Annotated in this window: 17 protein-coding genes; 11 read left to right on the forward strand and 6 right to left on the reverse strand. The window is 61.8% G+C overall.

Going from position 1 to position 19,076, the window contains the following annotated elements:
• The first annotated feature begins 138 nt into the window (after positions 1-138).
• Both macA and ABWL43_RS12140 read left to right on the forward strand, forming a co-directional pair.
• A complete protein-coding gene (gene macA, locus ABWL43_RS12135) occupies positions 139-1,290 on the forward strand; it encodes a macrolide transporter subunit MacA (RefSeq protein ID WP_404487862.1) in 1,152 nt (383 codons plus the stop codon).
• Positions 1,291-1,293: 3 nt separating this feature from the next.
• Positions 1,294-3,252, forward strand: coding sequence for a MacB family efflux pump subunit (locus ABWL43_RS12140; RefSeq protein ID WP_404487864.1), 1,959 nt, complete (start codon positions 1,294-1,296; stop codon positions 3,250-3,252).
• A 56-nt stretch (positions 3,253-3,308) separates the two neighbouring features.
• On the opposite strand, the gene ABWL43_RS12145 is transcribed toward ABWL43_RS12140, so the two are convergent.
• Positions 3,309-3,986 carry a response regulator transcription factor gene (locus ABWL43_RS12145; protein ID WP_262210235.1) on the reverse strand — a complete coding sequence of 226 codons (678 nt, stop codon included), beginning with the start codon at positions 3,984-3,986 and terminating at the stop codon, positions 3,309-3,311.
• A gap of 232 nt (positions 3,987-4,218) precedes the next feature.
• On the reverse strand, positions 4,219-5,466 hold the full coding sequence (locus ABWL43_RS12150) for a methionine gamma-lyase (RefSeq protein WP_404487866.1): 1,248 nt from the start codon (positions 5,464-5,466) through the stop codon (positions 4,219-4,221).
• Positions 5,467-5,589: 123 nt separating this feature from the next.
• Here ABWL43_RS12150 and ABWL43_RS12155 point away from each other — a divergent pair, with 123 nt between their 5' ends.
• Positions 5,590-6,060 carry an Lrp/AsnC family transcriptional regulator gene (locus ABWL43_RS12155; protein WP_106580315.1) on the forward strand — a complete coding sequence of 157 codons (471 nt, stop codon included), beginning with the start codon at positions 5,590-5,592 and terminating at the stop codon, positions 6,058-6,060.
• A gap of 122 nt (positions 6,061-6,182) precedes the next feature.
• Complete coding sequence (locus ABWL43_RS12160) at positions 6,183-6,620, forward strand: carboxymuconolactone decarboxylase family protein (RefSeq protein WP_262210229.1); 438 nt, start codon at positions 6,183-6,185, stop codon at positions 6,618-6,620.
• A gap of 4 nt (positions 6,621-6,624) precedes the next feature.
• Here ABWL43_RS12160 and ABWL43_RS12165 read toward each other — a convergent pair whose 3' ends face one another.
• A complete protein-coding gene (locus tag ABWL43_RS12165) occupies positions 6,625-7,395 on the reverse strand; it encodes an AraC family transcriptional regulator (RefSeq protein WP_404487868.1) in 771 nt (256 codons plus the stop codon).
• A gap of 97 nt (positions 7,396-7,492) precedes the next feature.
• On the opposite strand from ABWL43_RS12165, the gene ABWL43_RS12170 reads away from it, so the two are divergent.
• Positions 7,493-8,623: an MFS transporter gene (locus tag ABWL43_RS12170; RefSeq protein ID WP_404487870.1), complete on the forward strand. Its 1,131-nt coding sequence runs from the start codon at positions 7,493-7,495 to the stop codon at positions 8,621-8,623.
• On the opposite strand, the gene ABWL43_RS12175 is transcribed toward ABWL43_RS12170, so the two are convergent.
• Entirely contained in the window at positions 8,613-10,772 is a 2,160-nt protein-coding gene (locus ABWL43_RS12175; protein ID WP_404487872.1) for a TonB-dependent siderophore receptor, read from the reverse strand. The two genes, ABWL43_RS12170 and ABWL43_RS12175, sit on opposite strands and share 11 nt — an antisense overlap.
• 98 nt (positions 10,773-10,870) lie before the next feature.
• Positions 10,871-11,767: a helix-turn-helix domain-containing protein gene (locus ABWL43_RS12180; protein WP_404487874.1), complete on the reverse strand. Its 897-nt coding sequence runs from the start codon at positions 11,765-11,767 to the stop codon at positions 10,871-10,873.
• Between the two features lie 139 nt (positions 11,768-11,906).
• Here ABWL43_RS12180 and ABWL43_RS12185 point away from each other — a divergent pair, with 139 nt between their 5' ends.
• Genes ABWL43_RS12185 through ABWL43_RS12195 form a run of 3 tightly spaced genes read left to right on the forward strand, consistent with a single transcriptional unit; the run spans position 11,907 to position 15,669 of the window.
• Positions 11,907-13,265 carry a glutamine synthetase family protein gene (locus tag ABWL43_RS12185; protein WP_404487875.1) on the forward strand — a complete coding sequence of 453 codons (1,359 nt, stop codon included), beginning with the start codon at positions 11,907-11,909 and terminating at the stop codon, positions 13,263-13,265.
• 23 nt (positions 13,266-13,288) lie between these two features.
• Positions 13,289-14,377, forward strand: coding sequence for a polyamine ABC transporter substrate-binding protein (locus tag ABWL43_RS12190; RefSeq protein WP_145164639.1), 1,089 nt, complete (start codon positions 13,289-13,291; stop codon positions 14,375-14,377).
• Positions 14,374-15,669: an NAD(P)/FAD-dependent oxidoreductase gene (locus ABWL43_RS12195; protein ID WP_404487877.1), complete on the forward strand. Its 1,296-nt coding sequence runs from the start codon at positions 14,374-14,376 to the stop codon at positions 15,667-15,669. The genes ABWL43_RS12190 and ABWL43_RS12195 overlap by 4 nt, the downstream gene beginning before the upstream one ends.
• Before the next feature lie 118 nt (positions 15,670-15,787).
• Here the strand turns inward: ABWL43_RS12195 and ABWL43_RS12200 are convergent, their stop codons facing one another.
• Entirely contained in the window at positions 15,788-16,681 is an 894-nt protein-coding gene (locus ABWL43_RS12200) for a LysR substrate-binding domain-containing protein (RefSeq protein ID WP_145164635.1), read from the reverse strand.
• Between the two features lie 113 nt (positions 16,682-16,794).
• Between ABWL43_RS12200 and ABWL43_RS12205 the strand changes: the two genes are divergently transcribed.
• From ABWL43_RS12205 to ABWL43_RS12215, 3 genes are read left to right on the forward strand one after another with little or no spacing between them, the layout of a single operon-like run.
• Complete coding sequence (locus tag ABWL43_RS12205) at positions 16,795-17,799, forward strand: aldo/keto reductase (RefSeq protein ID WP_404487879.1); 1,005 nt, start codon at positions 16,795-16,797, stop codon at positions 17,797-17,799.
• 16 nt (positions 17,800-17,815) lie between these two features.
• Positions 17,816-18,613 (forward strand): SDR family NAD(P)-dependent oxidoreductase, encoded by a 798-nt coding sequence (locus ABWL43_RS12210; RefSeq protein ID WP_242197557.1) that lies wholly within the window; start codon positions 17,816-17,818, stop codon positions 18,611-18,613.
• Positions 18,614-18,642: 29 nt separating this feature from the next.
• The gene (locus ABWL43_RS12215) at positions 18,643-19,059 is read left to right on the forward strand and encodes an SRPBCC family protein (protein ID WP_404487881.1); all 417 of its coding nucleotides are present in this window, start codon (positions 18,643-18,645) and stop codon (positions 19,057-19,059) included.
• The last annotated feature ends 17 nt before the right edge of the window (positions 19,060-19,076 follow it).

Here is a 19,076-nt window from a genome sequence, read left to right on the forward strand (position 1 = left end):
AAGGTGGGAGCTGGCTTGCCTGCGATAGCGGTGTATCAGCCCGGCATAGGGTGACTGACACTCAGCAATCACAGGCAATCCAGCGCCCACATCAGGCCGTTTTCGCTTCAGACCCTCTTCATTTTTTTATGGTCATTTATGGATAAGTCAACGTTTCGCAAACTCGGAATGCTCGCGGTATTGGCGGTTGCCATCGGCCTTGTCGTGTATACGGTGCAAGCGCCCGCCGACACGCCGCAATACCTCACCGCCACGGCTGAACGGGGTGATATTGAAAATGCCGTATTGGCCACGGGCGTGCTCGAAGGCATCAAACAGGTTGACGTCGGCGCCCAGGTTTCGGGGCAGTTGAAGTCGCTCAAGGTCAAGGTTGGTGACAAGGTCAAAAAAGGCCAATGGCTCGCCGAAATCGACCCGCTGATCCTGCAAAACACCTTGCGCAAAGCCCAGGTCGATGAAGAGAACCTGCAGGCCCAGCGCCGCGCCACGGCGGCGCAGCTCAAGCAGGCCAAGTCTGTCTACGAGCGCTACAAAGGCTTGCAGATCGACGAGTCGGTGTCGCGTCAGGATTTTGAAGACGCGCAATCCACCTTCCAGGTGCAGCAAGCCAACCTGCTGTCCCTGGATGCGCAGATCAAGAGTGCGCACATCCAGATCGACACCGCCAAGGTCAACCTGGCCTATACCCGCATCGTCGCGCCCATCGACGGGGATGTGGTCGGCATCGTCACCCAGGAAGGCCAGACCGTGATCGCCAACCAGCTGGCGCCAGTGCTGCTCAAGCTTGCGGACCTGGACACCATGACCGTCAAGGCCCAGGTGTCCGAGGCGGATGTGATTCACATCAGCCCCGGCCAGCAGGTGTATTTCACCATCCTCGGCGAGGCCGACAAGCGCTACTACGCCAAGCTGCGCGGGACCGAGCCGGCGCCGCAGAACTTCCTCGAAACCCAGACCGCCGGCACGCCCAAGCAAAACACCGCGGTGTTCTACAACGCGCTGTTCGACGTGCCCAACCCTGACCATCGTCTGCGCATCGCCATGACCGCTCAGGTGCGTATCGTGCTCGACACCGCCCAGGCCGCGCTGATGGTGCCGGTGGCGGCACTCGGCTCGCGCAACGCCGATGGCAGCTACTCGCTGCGTGTGCTGGATGCCAAGGGCAAAGCCGTGTCGCGGGATGTGAAGACCGGGATCAACAACAACGTCAAAGTGCAGATTCTGGACGGCCTGGTCGAGGGCGATAAGGTCGTGATCGGTGACGCAACGCCTGTTGTGGCGGGGAACTGACGCATGACCCAGCCACTGTTGGAACTCAAGGGCATCACCCGCAGTTTCATGGCCGGCGAGCGCGAATTCATCGCGCTCAAGGGCATCGACTTGACCATCCATGCCGGAGAAATGGTCGCGATCATCGGCGCCTCGGGCTCGGGTAAATCCACCCTGATGAACATCCTCGGCGGTCTGGACTACGCCACCGCCGGCAGCTACAAAATCAATGGCATCGAAACCCGCTCGCTCGGCGATGAGCAACTGGCGGAACTGCGCCGCGATTACTTCGGTTTTATCTTCCAGCGCTACCATTTGCTCGCGCACCTGAGCGCCTTGCACAACGTGGAAATGCCGGCGATCTACGCCGGCACGCCAGAGACGCAGCGCCACAGCCGCGCCCGGGATTTGCTCACCCGCCTTGGCCTGGCGGGGCACACCAGCCACCGGCCGAGCCAGCTTTCCGGCGGCCAGCAACAACGGGTGAGTATCGCCCGCGCGTTGATGAACGGCGGTGAAGTGATTCTCGCCGACGAACCCACCGGCGCCCTCGACACCCACAGCGGCAAGGAGGTGATGCGCATCCTTGCCGAGCTGCACGCCGCCGGGCACACAGTGATTATCGTCACCCACGACCCCAAGGTGGCCGCCAATGCCCAGCGCATTGTCGAGGTGTGTGACGGCGAGATTGTCAGCGACAAGGCCAACGACAGCGTCGGCCTGGAGGTGCCCGCCGAGGCGCCCATCGAGACCCGGCGCAGCGGCGCACGGCGCCTGGTGGCGAGCCTGGGGTTGTTCAAGGAAGCATTCAACATGGCCTGGGTGGCGTTGATTTCCCATCGCATGCGCACCCTGCTGACGATGCTCGGGATTGTCATCGGCATCACCTCGGTGGTGTCGATCTCGGCCATCGGTGAGGGCGCCAAGCGTTATGTGCTTAAAGACATCCAGGCGATCGGCAGCAACACCATCGATATCTTTTCCGGCACCAGTTTTGGTGACAGCCGCGCATCTGCCATCGAAACATTGATGCCCTCGGATGTGGAGGCGTTGAACCAGCTGTATTACGTCGACAGCGCCACGCCGGTGGTGGGCCGCAACCTGCTGCTGCGCTTTGGCAATATCGACCTGGATGCACAGGTCAATGGCGTCAGCGACCGTTACTTCAAAGTGAAGGGGTTGAAGCTGGAAGCCGGAATTGCCTTCAGCGAGAGTGACGCGCGGCGCCAGGCCCAGGTGGTGGTGATCGACCACAACACCCGACATCGCTTGTTCGGACCGAATGTGGACCCGTTGGGCCAGGTGGTCCTGGTCGGCAATCTGCCGTGCACGGTGATTGGTGTAACGGCCGACAACAAAAACATGTTCGCCGCCAGCAAGGCGCTGAACGTGTGGGTGCCTTATGAGACGGCGGCGGGGCGTCTGTTGGGCCAGCGCCATCTGGACAGCATCACCGTGCGCATCAAGGACGGCCAGCCGAGCAAAGTGGTGGAAGAAAACGTCAATAAACTCATGCTGCAACGTCACGGCACCAAGGATTTCTTCACCAATAACCTCGACAGCATCATGCAAACGGTGCAGAAAACCAGCCGCTCGCTGGCGCTGCTGTTGTCGCTGATCGCGGTAATTTCGTTGCTGGTGGGCGGTATCGGGGTGATGAACATCATGCTGGTGTCGGTGACCGAGCGCACGCGCGAGATTGGTATTCGCATGGCCGTGGGCGCGCGCCAGTCGGACATCCGCCAGCAGTTTCTGGTGGAAGCGGTGATGGTGTGTTTGATCGGCGGGATGATCGGGATCTCGTTGTCCTTTGCGATCGGCTATCTGTTTTCGTTGTTTGTGAAGGAATGGGAAATGGTGTTTTCCCTGGGCTCGATCATTACCGCGTTTGCGTGCTCGACCCTGATCGGCATTGTGTTTGGCTTTGTACCGGCCAGGAATGCGGCGCGGCTGGACCCGATTGAGGCGTTGGCCAGGGACTGACGGCAACTATCAGATGTGGGAGCAGGCACGCCAGCTCCCACAGGTTTTTGGGTGATTCACAGGGTTGTAAGCGTGCCTTCCTCGGTCGCGTACATCCACCGCAACAACGAATGCCGCCCGCTGATGCCCAGCTTGATCGCCGCGCGCTTGAGGTAGCTCTCGATGGTGTTGACCTTGAGTGCCAGTTGCTCTGCCAATTGCGGTGCAGTGCGCCCGGCCAGCAGGCCGACACACACTTCGAGTTCGCGGTTGGAGAGCGTCAGGCCCGATTGCACCAGGCGTTCTTCAATGCGCCGGCGCAGGGTTTCGATGCCCTGGTTTTCCGGCATCACCGGTTCGCTGGTCGGGCGGCAAGGCTGGATCGCAGTGATGTGTTTTTCGACCATGGGCAGCAGCAGCGTGGAGAAGTCCTGCAGCATGCTGCGTTCCTGCGGCGAAAAACTTTCTGACTGGTGCGAGCGGTACACCGACAGTACATAGCGCACGTCGTCCCTACGGCGCGTGAGGTGCAGCTGGGCGGCGGGTTGTTCTTCACCCAAGGCGGCTACCGAATCGGTGTAGACCGGGCTGATCCTGCGGCGGGTGTGGCCTTCGGCACTGACCCGCAATTGCGTGATATGGGTGGCGTCCACTGCCAGTTGGGTCAGGATGAGGTCATGCAGCATGCGTGGGAAATGGCGACTGCCGGTGCTGGCGATGACCTTGCCTATATGTGGGAACAGGTGTGAGTTCATCAATTCGTCCATGAGTTTCCAGTGCAGGTATTCAGCCTTATCGCGACGGGATTTAAGAAGGTAACCAGGGTGAATAATCTGCAGTGATAATGCACCCGTCGAGCACCTATGCTAGTACAGCCTGACGAAAGCATGGGGATCCAATCTGGAAAAAATCAGATTAAAAACGCATAACGGTGGTCAGACCAGTCCGACCACCGCTTGTAGGAAAGCGTTACTGGGTGCCTAAGGCTTATTTCACGCTGTGCTCTTCTACCAGGACCCGGCGGGACGCGACGGTGCGGGTGCACTTGGCAAGGGCTTGATGGATATCCTCCAGCAGGTCGGCGATGTCCTCCAACCCGACCGATAAACGCACCAGGCCTTCGCTGATGCCGTGTTGCGCACGTTCTTCGGGCGTGTAGGTGGAGTGGGTCATGCTGGCCGGGTGCTGGGCCAGTGATTCGGCATCGCCCAGGCTGACCGCACGGGTGAATAGGTTGAGGGCGTTCATGAAGCGGCGCCCGCTCGCAATGCCGCCCTTGAGTTCAAAGGCGATCATGCCGCCGGACTGCTTCATCTGCCGCGCCGCCAATTCGTATTGTGGGAAAGAGCGCAACCCGGGGTAGGTCACCCACTGCACGGCCGGGTGTGCCTGCAGCGCTTCGGCCACCGCCAGGGCATTGCTGCAATGGCGGTCCATGCGCAGGGCCAATGTCTTGAGGCCGCGCATCAGCAACGACGCATCCTGCGGTGACATCACCGCGCCGGTCAGGTCCTTGAGCCCTTGCAGGCGAATGCGTTGCGCCAGGGCCTGGTTGCTCACGGCGATGCCGGCGGTGATATCGCCATGGCCACTGAGGTATTTGGTCGCCGAGTGCACCACCACGTCGGCGCCCAGTTCCAGAGGCCGTTGCAGGTAGGGCGTGCAGTAGGTGTTATCGACCACCACGGTAACGTTGGGCTGCTGGTGGGCAAGCGCGGCGACCGCCGCAATGTCCACCAGGCGCAGGTTGGGGTTGGCCGGCGTCTCGCAGTAGATCATGCGGGTCGCGGGGGAAAGCGCCGCACGCAAGGCGGCCAGGTCGGTCAGGTCGACGTGGCGCACCTTGATGCCGAATTCGCCGATGCCATGGTGCAGCAGGGCGAAGGTACAGCCGTAGAGGGTCTGGCTGACTATTACCTCATCGCCCGGACGCAGCAGGGTCCAGAACGTCGCGGCAATCGCGCCCATGCCGGAGCTGAACGCCACGGCGGCCTCGCCGTTTTCCAGGGTGGCCATGCGCGATTCCAGCAGCGCCAGGGTCGGGTTGGAGATACGCGTATAGAAGTGGCCGCTGGCTTCACCGGCAAAACAGGCAGCGCCGTATTCAGCCGTGGGGAACGCAAACGTGGCAGACAGATAGATCGGCGGCACCAGGGCGCCATGGTGGTCCTTGGGGTCATAGCCGTGGTGGATGGCGCGAGTGGAAAAGCCGAATGCATTGTGTTTATTGTTCATGCCGGACGCTCCTTATTTCCTACGATGCTATGCTCATAACCAAAGATGAACGTTGCAAAATTTGCTGGAAATGCCCGGCTTAAGGGTCGAAACGTCGATAAAAACAATGAATAGAGGCACATCATGCCCGTGAGTCTGGATCGCACCGATAAAGCACTGTTAAACGCGTTGCAAGGCAATGCCCGGCTGACGGTGGCCGAGCTGGCTGACCGCGTGGCCCTGACCACCTCACCGTGTTGGCGTAGGGTGCGCAGCCTGGAAGAGAGCGGGGTGATCAGCGGCTACCAGGCGATCCTGTCGCCCAAGGCGCTGGGGTACGGGGTGACCGCGTTTGTGAGCATCATGATGGAAAGTCATACCCAGGAAATCGCGCGCGCCTTTGAGCAGCGGTTGTTGGAAATTCCCGAGATCGTGGCGTGCCATAACGTGTCCGGGCGCTATGACTTCTTGCTTGAGGTGGTGGCCAAGGACCTCGAGTCGTTCGGGGAATTTGCGCGCGAGGTGTTGCAAACGCTGCCCTGCGTCAAGGAGATCTATTCGAGTTTTTCGTACAAGTCGGTCAGGCGGCTGCGGGTGATTCCGTTGCCGGGTTGATCGTTTTACCTTCCCGCACGGGCGCCACATTGGCCACCCAATCTTCCCCGCAATTGGATATTTCTCCAGGCACTCACGGTGACTACTCTGGCCACCAATCCCCACCGTTCTGGAGTATCACCATGCAAACCCGTACCGATTTCTACACCGCTTCCCCGGACGCCATGAAAGCCATGCTCGCCCTGGAAGGCGCTGTCGGCAAACTGTCCCTCGAACTCCCGCTGCTGGAACTGGTGCGCCTGCGCGTCTCGCAAATCAACGGCTGCGCCTTCTGCCTCGACATGCACACCGCCGACGCCCGCAAGGGCGGTGAAACCGAGCGCCGCCTGTACACCCTGTCGGCCTGGCGTGAAACGCCGTTTTTCACCCCGCGTGAGCGTGCCGCCCTGGCCTGGGCCGAAAGCCTCACCCTGCTCAGCCAGACCCACGCCGCAGACGAAGACTACAACGCGCTGGCCGCCGAGTTCAGCGCTCAGGAGCAGGTCGATTTGAGCGTGGCCATCGCCACCATCAACAGCTGGAACCGCCTGGCCGTGGGCTTTCGCAAGATGCCCAAGTAAGCCTTCAGCTTGACTTGAAATACCCGCGTGGCGTGGTGCCGGTCATGCCCTTGAAAAAGGCGATCAACGCACTGTCACTGGCAAAGCCCAGCGCGAAAGCGCAGTAGCCCAGGCTGCGCCCGGTGGCGAGCAGTTCGATGACCCGCATCAAGCGCCACTGCTGGCGCCATTGCTGATACCCCACGCCGGTTTCCCGCAGGAAAATCCGGCCGATGGTTTTGGTGCTGGCGCCAATCTGTTTTTCCAGCACTTGCAGCGTTGGCGGCAACCTGTCGAGATCGGCCAGCAACGGGGCCAGGCGCTTGTCGTGCGGCAAGGGCAGGAGCATCGGTTGCTCGGCGGCCTGCCGGATTTCATCCAGGCACAACCCCAATAGATGGGCATGCCGGCCGGCGTGCCAATCGGTCTCGAACGGCGCCATTGCCATGGGTTCCAGCACCGCCCGCAGCAAGGCGCTGACTTCGATGACCCGCACCTGTTTGGGCAACTGATCAGCCAATGCCGCGCTCAGGTAGACAGAGCGGTAATCCACGGTTTTGTGCATCACCGCGCGGTGGGGCACACCGCAGGGGATCCATGCCGCGCGGGAGGGCGGCAGCAGGCACAGTTGGTTGTCCAAAGTGATGCGGGTGCAGCCCTGTTGGGTAAACAACAGTTGCCCACGCTGGTGCCGATGCAGGCCGGAGTCATGGTCGCCGAGCAGTGCGGCGATGCCGATGACCGGCGCCGGGAAGCGGTCGGGGTCGAAAGACGCGTCGGCGGCAAGCCAGGCCATAGGTTGTCCGATTTGATCGATAAAATGACGAAGTTTGGATAATACCCCAGTTTCCGGTCCTTAAACTCCTGGCGTTGTTTATACCAAGGAGTCGTCAATGAACGTGCAAAACCTGTTGGTGCTGAGTGTGGCGTTGCTGATGTTTCCGCAATTGGCCCAGACCCTTTACAGCCCGGCCCTGGGTGATATCGGCGAAGCGTTTGCGGTTGGGCCCGAACGGGCAGGGCAGACCCTGTCGGTGTATTTCCTGGCGTTCGCGTTCGGGGTGGTGGTGTGGGGCCGGCTGTGTGATCGCTGGGGGCGGCGGCCGGTGATGTTGGCCGGATTGGCCCTGTATGTGGCGGCGTCGGTGCTGGCCTTGAGTGTGACCACGTTCAATGCCTTGTTAGTGGCCCAGGCGCTGGCGGCGTTTGGTGCGGCGGTCGCCTCGGTGGTGACGCAAACCGTGCTGCGCGATCGCTTCCACGGTGCGCAGTTGGCCCAGGTGTTTTCGATAATGGGCATCGCCCTGGCTGCGAGTCCTGCGCTGGGTTTGTTCAGTGGCGCGACGCTGGTGGCGTACTTCGGTTATCGCGGCATGCTGGCCGGGTTGCTGCTGGCGGCGCTGACGTTGTGGGGCTGGTGCCTGTGGGCCTTGCCCGAGACGCGTCCTGCCTCAGTGTCGACGGCGTCGCTGCCCGAAACGCTGGGCCTGATGCTCAGGGACGCAGGCATTTGGCGCTCGGTCGGCCTGGTGGCGGCGTTCAATATTGCGCTGTTCGGCTATTACAGCGTGGGGCCGTTTATCTTCGCGCGGCTGGGTTTGTCCGCTGCCGAGTTCGGCTACAGCGGCGTGCTGCTGGCGCTGGGTTCGGGGCTTGGGGCGTGGCTGAACAAGCGGTTGCTTAAGCGTGGCATGAACGGTGAGCAGTTGGTGCTGAGCGCCGCTGGCGTAGCGGCACTGGGGGGCTTGCTCGTCGTGCTGCTGCAAGACAGCTGGCTTTTTGTATGGCCGATGCTGTTGGTGGTGCTGGCATTCGGCATGGCAATCCCGAATGTGCTGGGTGCCGCGCTGGTGCGCTATCCCGACCGGCTTGGCACGGCCGCCGCAGTGTTCGGCTTGCTGTATTACTTGATGATCGGCGCCGGGCTTGGGCTGGTGGCCTGGGCCCAGAACCTGGGCTGGAGCCTGTTGATCTGTGGCGTGGCGGCGCTGTGTCTGGCAGCGCCGCGGGTGTTCAGAAGTTGACCGAAGCACTCAGGCGCGCCGTCAGCGGCGCGCCCTGGAACAGGTAGTCATCGCCCATGTATTCGCCGGCGTCGCGCCAGTAACGCTTGTCGAACAGGTTGTCGACGCTCAGGCGAAACACGGTTTCATAGCCCTCGACGTTGGTGGTGTAGCGGCTGCCGACATTGACCACTGCATAGTCCCCCACTTCAACATTGCCGGTGCGGTTGGCGTATTTCTTGGCGCTGTATTGCACACCGCCGAGCAGCGCCAGACCGTTCACCCACGGCAACGCATAGTCGGCGTACACGCTGGCGCGCAGCGTGGGCACGTTGATCGCCTGATGACCTTCGTATTCCGGCGTGCCGCTGTTGCTCACGCGCGCGCGAATCGCCGCCACGCTGGTTGCGATTTGCAGGCGGTCGGTGGCCCAGCCGTTGGCGGAGAGTTCCAGGCCGGTATTTTTCTGTTGGCCTTGTTGCACGTAGGTGAACTTGCCATCTTCCGGTTTGGCGTACTGATAGGCCTGATGTGTCTGGAATACGGCGGCGGCGAAGCTAATTCGGCGCCAGTCGTATTTCACGCCGGCTTCGATTTGCCGTGACACGGTTGGAGCCAGAGTTTCGTCGGCGTTTTCAGCGAACCAAGGCGCCGTGCCGCCCAGCGACAGGCCTTTGCTGTAGCTGGTGTACAGCGAGATGTTTTCCACTGGTTTGTAAATCAACGAAGCTTGAGGAAGGAACACGTATTGCTGGGTGTGGCGAGCCTGGTTGCCATTATCGTCATAGGCTTTTTCATCCAGGCGCACTTCGCGGCCGCCAAGAATGGTTTGCCATTGCTCGTTGAAGCGAATGCGGTCGGTGACGAACAGCCCGTACTGGCGGCTGTCGAGGTTGCGGTGGCTGTCTTTCAGCGGTTCGTCGGTGGGCGCGAAGGTCGGTGCGTCTTCGTTGATATTGCCGCTGCCGATGTACGCGTTGACCGCTTCGCGCTTGTCGATCACCCGGCGAAACGCGCTGCTGCCCACAGTCAGCTCGTGGCCCAGGCCGCCGGTGTCGAACAGCCCGGTCATTGCAGCCTGCACTTCATCGTCACGGCGGGTATCGTCGGGGCTGCGATAGTCGTAGACGTCGTAGTTGCCTTCGGGGCTGAAATGGTTGGGCACGCTCGATGAACTACAGCTGGTCGAGCCATAACAGCCCCAGGCAAACGCGCTGTAGTCATCAATCACCACCTTGCTGCGCGCGGCGCTGATAGTGCCTTTCCATTGATCGCTGAAGCGGTATTCGAACTTGCCGTTGAGGTTCAGCGAGTCGATGCCCACCTGTTTGGAACCGCTCTGGTGCCCCAGCAGTTTTTTCGGCGAGGCATCGTGGGGCACCTCGGTGCCGCCCAGCAACTGATAACCGGGCACCGAACGCTGTTGCTTGTTCTGGTATTCCGCATCCAGTTGCAGCACGGCGTCGGGGCTGATCGTCCAGTCGAACGCCAGGGACACGAAATCGCGCTGGCCATTGGCGTGCTCCACATAGCTGTTGAGGTCTTCATGGGCCACGTTGGCGCGCAGGCCGAACTGCTGCTCGCTGCCGAACCAGCCGCCGACATCGGTGGCGATGTAACCGCTGCCGCGATCGTCGGTGGACACCGTGACCGAGCGCACGTCCTGCGGGCGTTTGGTCACGTAGTTGATCACACCGCTGGGCTCGGCAATACCGCTCTGCACACCGGCCAGGCCCTTGAGCACTTCCACTTGCTGCTTGTTTTCGAGGGCGACGTTCTGCTCGCCGGTGACGGTACGACCATTGATCTTGTAGCTGCTTGCCGCATTGAGCGAGAAGCCGCGCACCACGAAGTTTTCGTAATAGCCAATCGGTGCGTAGCTGTCGCCGACCGAGGCATCGTTGCGCAGCACTTCGCTGAGCAGTCGCGCTTGCTGGTCCTTGATCAGCGCGGCGTTGATCACCGTGATCGAGGCCGGGGTGTCCAGCAATGGCGCTTCATCGAAGCCGCCGACCGATGCGGTTTCACTGCGGTAGCCGGACTCGTCCTGGCCCTGGACGTTCACCGCCGGCAGCTCTATTTCAGCCGCCAGGCTGCTACCGATGCCGCCGCTGAGCAGCAGGCCGAGGGCAAAACGTGAGTGAACGGCAGGACGAAAACGCAAAACCATGGGGGCAGGGCCTTAAAGCGCAGGACGGGGGGGCGCATAAGCTAGGGGGAAGTGCGGGGTTTTACAAGTTATCGCGAATGGTTCTGCCGTCCCGCCTTTCAGCTGGAGCGCTTCAGGGTTTCACTGGGCAGTTCCTTGAACAATGCGCGGTAGCTATTCGAAAACCGCCCCAAATGCCAGAACGACCAGTTCATCGCGACCTCGGCCACGGTGGTGTCGGCTGAGGTCAATAACTCGCGCCGCGCCCCGTTCAACCGGCGCAGACGCAACCACTGCGCCGGGCTCATTCCGGTGTAGGTCTTGAAGCCTTGCTGTAACTGGCGCAGCGGCACACCGGCGATTTGCGCCAATTCCAGCAAGTTGACGGTTTCATCCGGCGCATCCGCTGCCCACTCGCCGATGCGCGCCATCAGCAGGCGTTCGTCGCTGCGTCGCTGCAATGAGCTGCGGTCCAGGCACACGCAGGCGTTGTCGAGGATGAACAGGCAATCGTCGAGCAACTGCTGGGTGAGGGCGTCGCGGCTGATCGGGTCGAGTGTGGTGGACAACCGCGTCAGGGTGCCGCTGAGCCAGCGGGTGAACAGCGCGTTCTGCTGGCAAGTCAGCGGCGCCATGAACAGGCCTTCAAGTCGGGCCACATCCAGGCCCTGGCGCTGCACGAACTGCGGGCCGAACACCACGGCCACTTCGCGGTAGTTTTCCGGGGTGATCCAGGTGTTGCGGCTTTCGCCATTGAGCAGGTACAGCGCGTTGTCGCTGCCATCAAAACAAAACGCCAATGCACCGGGCGGCGCGTTGAAGTTCTGCTCCACGCGCGTGTTCATGCACTCTTCGTACACCTGCACGCCTTGCAGGTCGAGGTAACGGATCTGCCCGGCAAAATGCCCCGGGGACATCTGCTGGTACTGCTGCACCCAACCGGGTGTCGCACTGCATTGAGCGGCCACATCACCGGTGGTGAAAGCCTGTACGCGCAAAGCTGTTGCCTGTGTCATGGGTAACCTGGGCGCACTCTATTGGTGCGTTGTGGTTGGTGCAAAGTGGATAGATGCCGGCGTGCGGCGGCATCAAGATAGACCTCAATGCGCCGCGAGTACAAGCAGGCGCATGCATCCAACCCATGACGAGGTCCTTATGAACGCCCCCTTCGATCAGCTGTCCGCCTGGCTGAAAGAACACAAGATTACCGAAGTCGAATGCGTGATCAGTGATTTGACTGGCATCGCACGCGGCAAGATTGCGCCCACCAACAAGTTCCTGCATGAGCGAGGCATGCGCCTGCCGGAAAGTGTGTTGCTGCAAACGGTGACCGGGGACTTTGTCGACGACGATATCTACTACGACCTGCTCGACCCGGCCGACATCGACATGATCTGCCGCCCGGTGTCCAACGCCACGTACGTGGTGCCGTGGGCTATCGAGCCCACCGCGATTGTGATCCACGACACCTATGACAAGCAGGGCAACCCGATTGAGCTGTCGCCGCGCAACGTGCTGAAAAAGGTGCTGCAGCTTTACGCCGAGCAAGGCTGGCAGCCGATTGTGGCGCCGGAAATGGAGTTCTACCTGACCCAGCGCTGCGAAGACCCGGACCTGCCGTTGAAAACCCCGGTGGGTCGCTCCGGTCGCGCCGAAACCGGCCGCCAGTCATTTTCCATCGACGCCGCCAACGAATTCGATCCGCTGTTCGAAGACGTCTACGACTGGTGCGAGCTGCAGGGCCTGGACCTCGACACGCTGATCCACGAAGACGGCCCGGCGCAGATGGAAATCAACTTCCGCCACGGCGATGCCCTGCACCTGGCCGATCAGATCACCGTGTTCAAACGCACGCTGCGTGAAGCGGCGCTCAAGCACAACGTGGCCGCCACCTTCATGGCCAAGCCGGTGGCCGACGAGCCGGGCAGCGCGATGCATCTGCACCAGAGCGTGGTGGACATCGCCACCGGCAAGCCGGTGTTTGTCGATGCCGACGGCAAGATGAGCCAGCTGTTCTTGCACCACATCGGCGGGTTGCAGAAGTACATCCCAAAGCTGCTGCCGATGTTCGCGCCCAATGTGAATTCGTTCCGGCGCTTTCTGCCGGACACCTCGGCGCCGGTGAATGTGGAGTGGGGCGAAGAAAACCGCACCGTCGGCCTGCGCGTGCCCACTTCCAGTCCCGACGCGATGCGCGTGGAGAACCGTTTGCCGGGCGCCGATGCCAACCCGTACCTGGCAATTGCCGCCAGCTTGTTGTGCGGCTACCTGGGCATGATCGAAAAGATCGAGCCCAGCGCCCCGGTGGAAGGCCGCGCCTACGAGCGCCGCAACCTGCGCCTGCCGTTCACCCTCGAAGACGCGCTGGCGCGGATGGAGGATTGCGACACGGTCAAGCAGTACCTGGGCGAGAAGTTCGTGCGCGGCTACGTGGCGGTCAAACGCGCCGAACATGAGAATTTCAAGCGGGTGATCAGTTCCTGGGAACGTGAGTTCCTGCTGTTGAGCGTCTAAAAAAACTCAAAAGGGGTGTCGATATGCGTCTTGTGAAAAAGCTTCTCCCGCTGGCCCTGGTGGCCGCGTTCAGCAGTGCCAGCCAAGCCGCGCCGACGGTCAGCGTCTATAACTGGACGGACTATATCGGTGAGACCACCTTGGCTGATTTCCAGGCCAAGACCGGGATCAAGGTGGTCTACGACGTGTTCGATTCCAACGAAACCCTGGAGGGCAAGTTGCTGGCGGGGCGCACCGGCTATGACGTGGTGGTGCCGTCCAACCACTTCCTGGCGCGCCAGGTGAAGGCCGGCGCGTTCCTCAAGCTCGACCGCTCGCAGCTGCCCAACTTCAAGAACCTCGACCCCAAACTGCTCAAGCTGCTGGAGAAAAACGACCCGGGCAACGCGCACTCAGTGCCGTACCTGTGGGGCACCAATGGCATCGGCTACAACGTCGACAAGGTCAAGCAAGTGCTGGGCATCGACCACATCGATTCGTGGGCGGTGCTGTTCGAACCCGAGAACATCAAAAAGCTGCACGAGTGCGGCGTGGCTTTCCTCGATTCGGCGGACGAGCTGTTCCCGGCGATCCTCAATTACATGGGCAAGGACCCGCGCAGCGAGAATCCCGAGGACTACAAACAGGCCGAAGCCAAGCTGCTGACCCTGCGGCCGTACATCACGTATTTCCATTCCTCCAAGTACATCTCGGATCTGGCCAACGGCGATATCTGCGTGGCCTTCGGGTATTCCGGCGACGTGTTCCAGGCCGCCAACCGCGCCAAGGAAGCCAAGAACGGCGTGAATATCGCCTATTCGATTCCCAAGGAAGGCTCCAACCTGTGGTTTGACTTGCTGGCCATCCCGGCCGACGCGAGCAACCCGAAAGAGGCCCATGCCTTTATCAACTATTTGCTCGACCCCGAAGTGATCGCCAAGGTCAGTGCCTCGGTCGGCTACGCCAATGCCAACCCCGCCGCCAAGCCGTTTATGGCGCCGGAACTGGTGAACAACCCTGAGGTGTACCCGCCCCAGGAAGTGCTCGACAAACTCTACATTTCCACCACGCCGACTCCGGCGACCATGCGCCTGATGACCCGCGCCTGGAGCAAAGTGAAGACCAACAAATGATTTCATCCAGTGACCACGCCCGGTCCTATTACCGTGCTTCGGCCAATGCCATGCCTGAGCGTCCATCGCTGGGCACCGACCTGAGCGCCGATGTGTGCGTGATCGGCGGCGGTTTTACCGGGGTCAATACGGCCATCGAACTGGCCCAGCGCGGGCTCTCGGTGATTCTGCTGGAGGCCCGGCGCATCGGCTGGGGCGCCAGCGGGCGCAACGGCGGGCAGTTGATTCGCGGCATCGGCCATGACGTGTCGGGGTTCGCCAAGTACGTGGGCGAGGAGGGCGTGCGTTACCTGGAGCGGGCCGGGATTGATTCGGTGGCGCTGGTGGGCGAGCGCATTCGTCAGCACAGCATTGACTGCGATCTGCGCTGGGGCTTTTGCGAGCTGGCCAATACCACGGCGCAATTCGCTGCGTTCAAGGGCGAGCAGCAGAGCCTGGCGGCGCTTGGGTATGCCCATGAAACTCGGCTGGTCGAACCGCAGGACATGCAGCAGGTGGTCGGTTCGATGGTCTATGCCGGTGGCTTGGTGGACATGGGCTCTGGGCACCTGCACCCGCTGAACTTGGTACTCGGCGAGGCGCAGGTGGCCGAGTCTCTGGGGGTGCGGATTTTCGAGCGCACCCAGGTCCTCGAACTGATCCACGGCGACACCGTGCAAGTGCGCTGCGCCGCTGGCACGGTACGCGCCGCGCGTTTGGTGTTGGCCTGCAACGCACACTTGGACGAACTGGAGCCACGCTTGAGCGGCAAGGTGCTGCCGGCGGGCAGCTACATCATCGCCACCGAACCATTGTCCGAGGCTGTCGCCAAGCAATTGATCCCGCAGAACCTGGCGCTGTGTGACCAAAAAGTCGGGCTGGATTACTACCGGCTTTCCGCCGACCGGCGTCTGTTGTTCGGCGGTGCCTGTCACTACTCCGGGCGTGATCCGGTGGACATCGCCGCGTACATGCAACCCAAGCTGCTCAAGGTATTCCCACAGCTGGCGAACACCGCCATCGAGTTCCAGTGGGGCGGCAAGATCGGCATCACCGCCAATCGTTTTCCGCAAGTCGGGCAGCTCAAGCAATACCCGAATGTGTTCTATGCCCAGGGCTATTCCGGGCATGGGCTGAACGTGACCCACTGGTGCGCAAAGCTTTTGGCCGAAGCCATTCATGCCGGCCATAGCCAGGGCCTGGACATTTTCAGCCAGGTGCCGCACATGACGTTTCCGGGCGGCAAGGCCTTGCGCTCACCGCTGCTGGCGCTGGGGATGTTGTGGTTCCGGCTGCGGGAGAGGGTGAGCTGATGCGCCGCGATTCAAATGTGGGAGCGGGCTTGCTCGCGAAAGCGCAGTGTCAGTTGGCTTGTTCGGTACTGACTCATTGCATTCGCGAGCAAGCCCGCTCCCACCTGTTTGATCTCCATCAGCCTTGGGGTTCGGTGAGCACTTTGCGGAAGGTTTCCACCAGCGGGCGCAGGTTGATCCGATGCCACGCCGCCCACAACGGTGTGGTGTAGGTCAGCCACGGCAGCTCACGCAGCACCACGCCGGGCGGGGCATTGCGGCTCAAGCCTTTTTGCACCATCGCCACGCCCAAGCCCGAGGCCACCAGGCCCAACGCGGTGAACGGTTCGCTGGCTTCCATCGGGATTTGCGGGGTAAACCCGGCCCGGATGCAGGCCGCGACAAAGTCATCAGCCGGGTGGGCGCCGGCTTTGCGTTGCACGCCAATCCATTCCTGATCGGCCAGGTGTTCGGGCAGCAGTTCGTTGTGTTTGGCCAGCGGATGATGCTCAGGCAGGGCCAGCAGCATGGGGTCGTCCAGCACTTGCAACGCGGTCAGGTCCGGGTCATCGGCGGCCGGTGGTTCGCTGACCAGGGCGATATCCAGGCTGCGCTGGCGCAGGCCTTCGAGCTGTTCGAGCGACGGCAAGTTGTACAGCTTGATGTGCACGGTGGGGCGGTCGTCTCTCAACACGCGCAAGGCGTTGGGCAGCACGCCGGCATGCATCGCGTTTTCGATATAGCCGATGCACAGGCCGCCTTCTTCACCGCGACCCAAGCGTTTGCCCAGGGACTCCAGGCGATTGGCGTGGGTCAGCAGCGCCTTGGTTTCGGCCAGAAACGTCTGGCCGTCGCGCGTCAGGCGGATGCGCTGCTGGCTGCGTTCGAACAGGGTCAGGCCCAAACGCTCTTCGAGCTGGGCGATCTGCCGGCTCAAGGGCGACTGGGAGATGTGCAAACGCTCGGCGGCGCGGCCGACGTGTTCTTCTTCGGCAACGACTTCGAAATAGCGCAGTTGGCGCAGATCAATCATGTAAGACCTCGCAGGACTCAAGTTGGTCGCAGTATGTCTTGGACGGTCCGATCTACGCAATCTAGGATCGGCTCAACGGTCACAGCGACCCTGAACCCGATTGAGGAACCACCATGAGCTTGAAAGACACACTGCCTGGCCAACTGGGCTTTGGCACCGCACCGCTGGGCAACATGTTCCGCGCCATTCCCGAAGACGAAGCCCAGGCCACCGTCGAGGCTGCGTGGAACAGCGGCGTGCGTTACTTCGACACCGCGCCGTTCTACGGCTCGGGGTTGTCGGAAATCCGCCTGGGCCAAGCCTTGTCGCAGTACAACCGCGATGACTTTGTGCTCAGCACCAAAGTCGGCCGCGTGATTCTCGACGAAGTCGAAGAAAGCGCCCGCGACCTCGGCGAAAAAAGCGGTGTGTTCGAACAAGGCCGCCCGAACAAGATGCTCAACGACTACAGCGCCGACGCCACGCTGCGCTCTATCGAAGACAGCCTGAAGCGCCTGCAAACCGACCGTCTGGACATCGTGTGGATTCACGACATCGCCCAGGATTTCTACGGCGACCAGTGGCTGGACTACTTCAACCAGGCCCGCACCGGCGCCTTCAAAGTGCTGACCCGTTTGCGTGAAGAAGGCGTGATCAAGGCCTGGGGCCTGGGCGTGAACCGCGTCGAGCCGTGCGAACTGACGCTGGACCTGACCGAAGCGCAGCCCGACGGTTTCCTGCTCGCCGGCCGCTACACCCTGCTGGACCACGAGCGTGCCCTGCAACGCCTGATGGATGCCGCGCTGGCGCAGAACGTCGAAATCGTCGTCGGTGGGCCCTACAGCTCGGGCATCCTGGCGGGCGGTGCGCACTTCGAATACCAGAAGGCCAGCCCGGCGATTATCAGCAAGGTCGAGCAGATCAAGGCGATTGCCCAAGCGTATGGCGTGAGCGTGAAAGCCGCAGCGCTGCAGTTCTCCCTGGCCCACCCGGCGGTGGCCGCCGTGATTCCGGGTGCCAGTCGTCCGGGGCGGATTGCCGAAGACGTCGCGGCGTTGTCAGAGAAGATTCCGGCAGCCTTCTGGCAGGCCTTGCGCGACGCACAGTTGATTTCGGCCAGCGCACCGCTGCCGCGCTAACTTCAGGAGTTCTCAGATGAAAATCGATGTAAGCGGCAAAGTAGCCATCGTCAGCGGCAGCACTGCCGGGATCGGCCTGGGCATCAGCCAGGCCCTGGCGCAATCCGGCGCCACTGTGGTGGTGATCGGGCGGGAAGCGGGCAAGGTTGACGACGCCCTGGCGAGCATTCGTCAGGCAGTGCCGGGCGCGGATCTGCGCGGGCTGGTGGCGGACCTCGGCACAGCGCAAGGCGCAGAGAAACTCTTTGCGGCCGAACCGCGCGCCGACATCCTGGTCAACAACCTGGGCATCTTCAACGATGTGGATTTCTTCGACGCACCGGACAGCGAATGGACGCGCTTCTACGAGGTCAATGTGATTTCCGGCGTGCGCCTGGCGCGGCATTATGTGCCGGGCATGGTTGAGCAGGGCTGGGGGCGGGTGATCTTCCTGTCGTCGGAATCCGGGGTGGCAACGCCGGCGGACATGATCAACTACGGCGTGACCAAAAGTGCCAACCTGGCGGTCTCCCATGGTTTGGCGAAGCGTCTGGCCGGCACCGGTGTGACGGTCAATGCGGTGCTGCCGGGGCCGACCTTTACCGACGGCCTGGAGCAGATGCTTAAAGACGCCACCGCCAAGTCCGGGCGCAGTGCGCGGGAAGAGGCGGACGTGTTTGTGCGCAATGCGCGGCCCACGTCGATCATCCAGCGCGCGGCAAATGTGGATGAAGTGGCCAACCTGGTGGCGTACATTGCTTCACCCTTGTCTGCTGCAACCACGGGCGCTGCATTGCGCGTCGACGGTGGTGTTGTCGACAGCATGGCGATCTGAATTCTTGTAATTTTTTTGGAGTATTTATTGTGGCGACAGCTTCTTCGGTGATTGAGGTTCCGGTTTCGGCCGATCAGGTCTGGCAATTGATTGGCGGCTTTAACGCGCTGCCCGATTGGCTACCGTTTATCGTCAAAAGCGAGGCGAGCGACGGCGGGCGTGTGCGTCACTTGCAAACCGCGGACGGCGGTGTGGTGGTCGAGCGCTTGCAGAGCTTTGATAACGTGGCGCGCACTTACAGCTACACCATCGAGCAGTCGCCGTTTCCGGTGAGTGCTTACCTGGCGACGTTGCAGGTTGAGGCGTTGACCGATGCGTCGGCGAAAGTGACGTGGTCCGGCGTGTTCACCCCGGCGGCGGGGACCACGGAGGCGGCGGTGGAGGAGTTGTTCGCCGGCGTGTACAGCGGCGGGCTTGAGGCACTGCGCGCCAACTTCCCGGCCTGACCTTCCAGGCACCGAAG

Source organism: Pseudomonas sp. HT11 (genome assembly GCF_044875395.1).
GTDB lineage: Bacteria > Pseudomonadota > Gammaproteobacteria > Pseudomonadales > Pseudomonadaceae > Aquipseudomonas.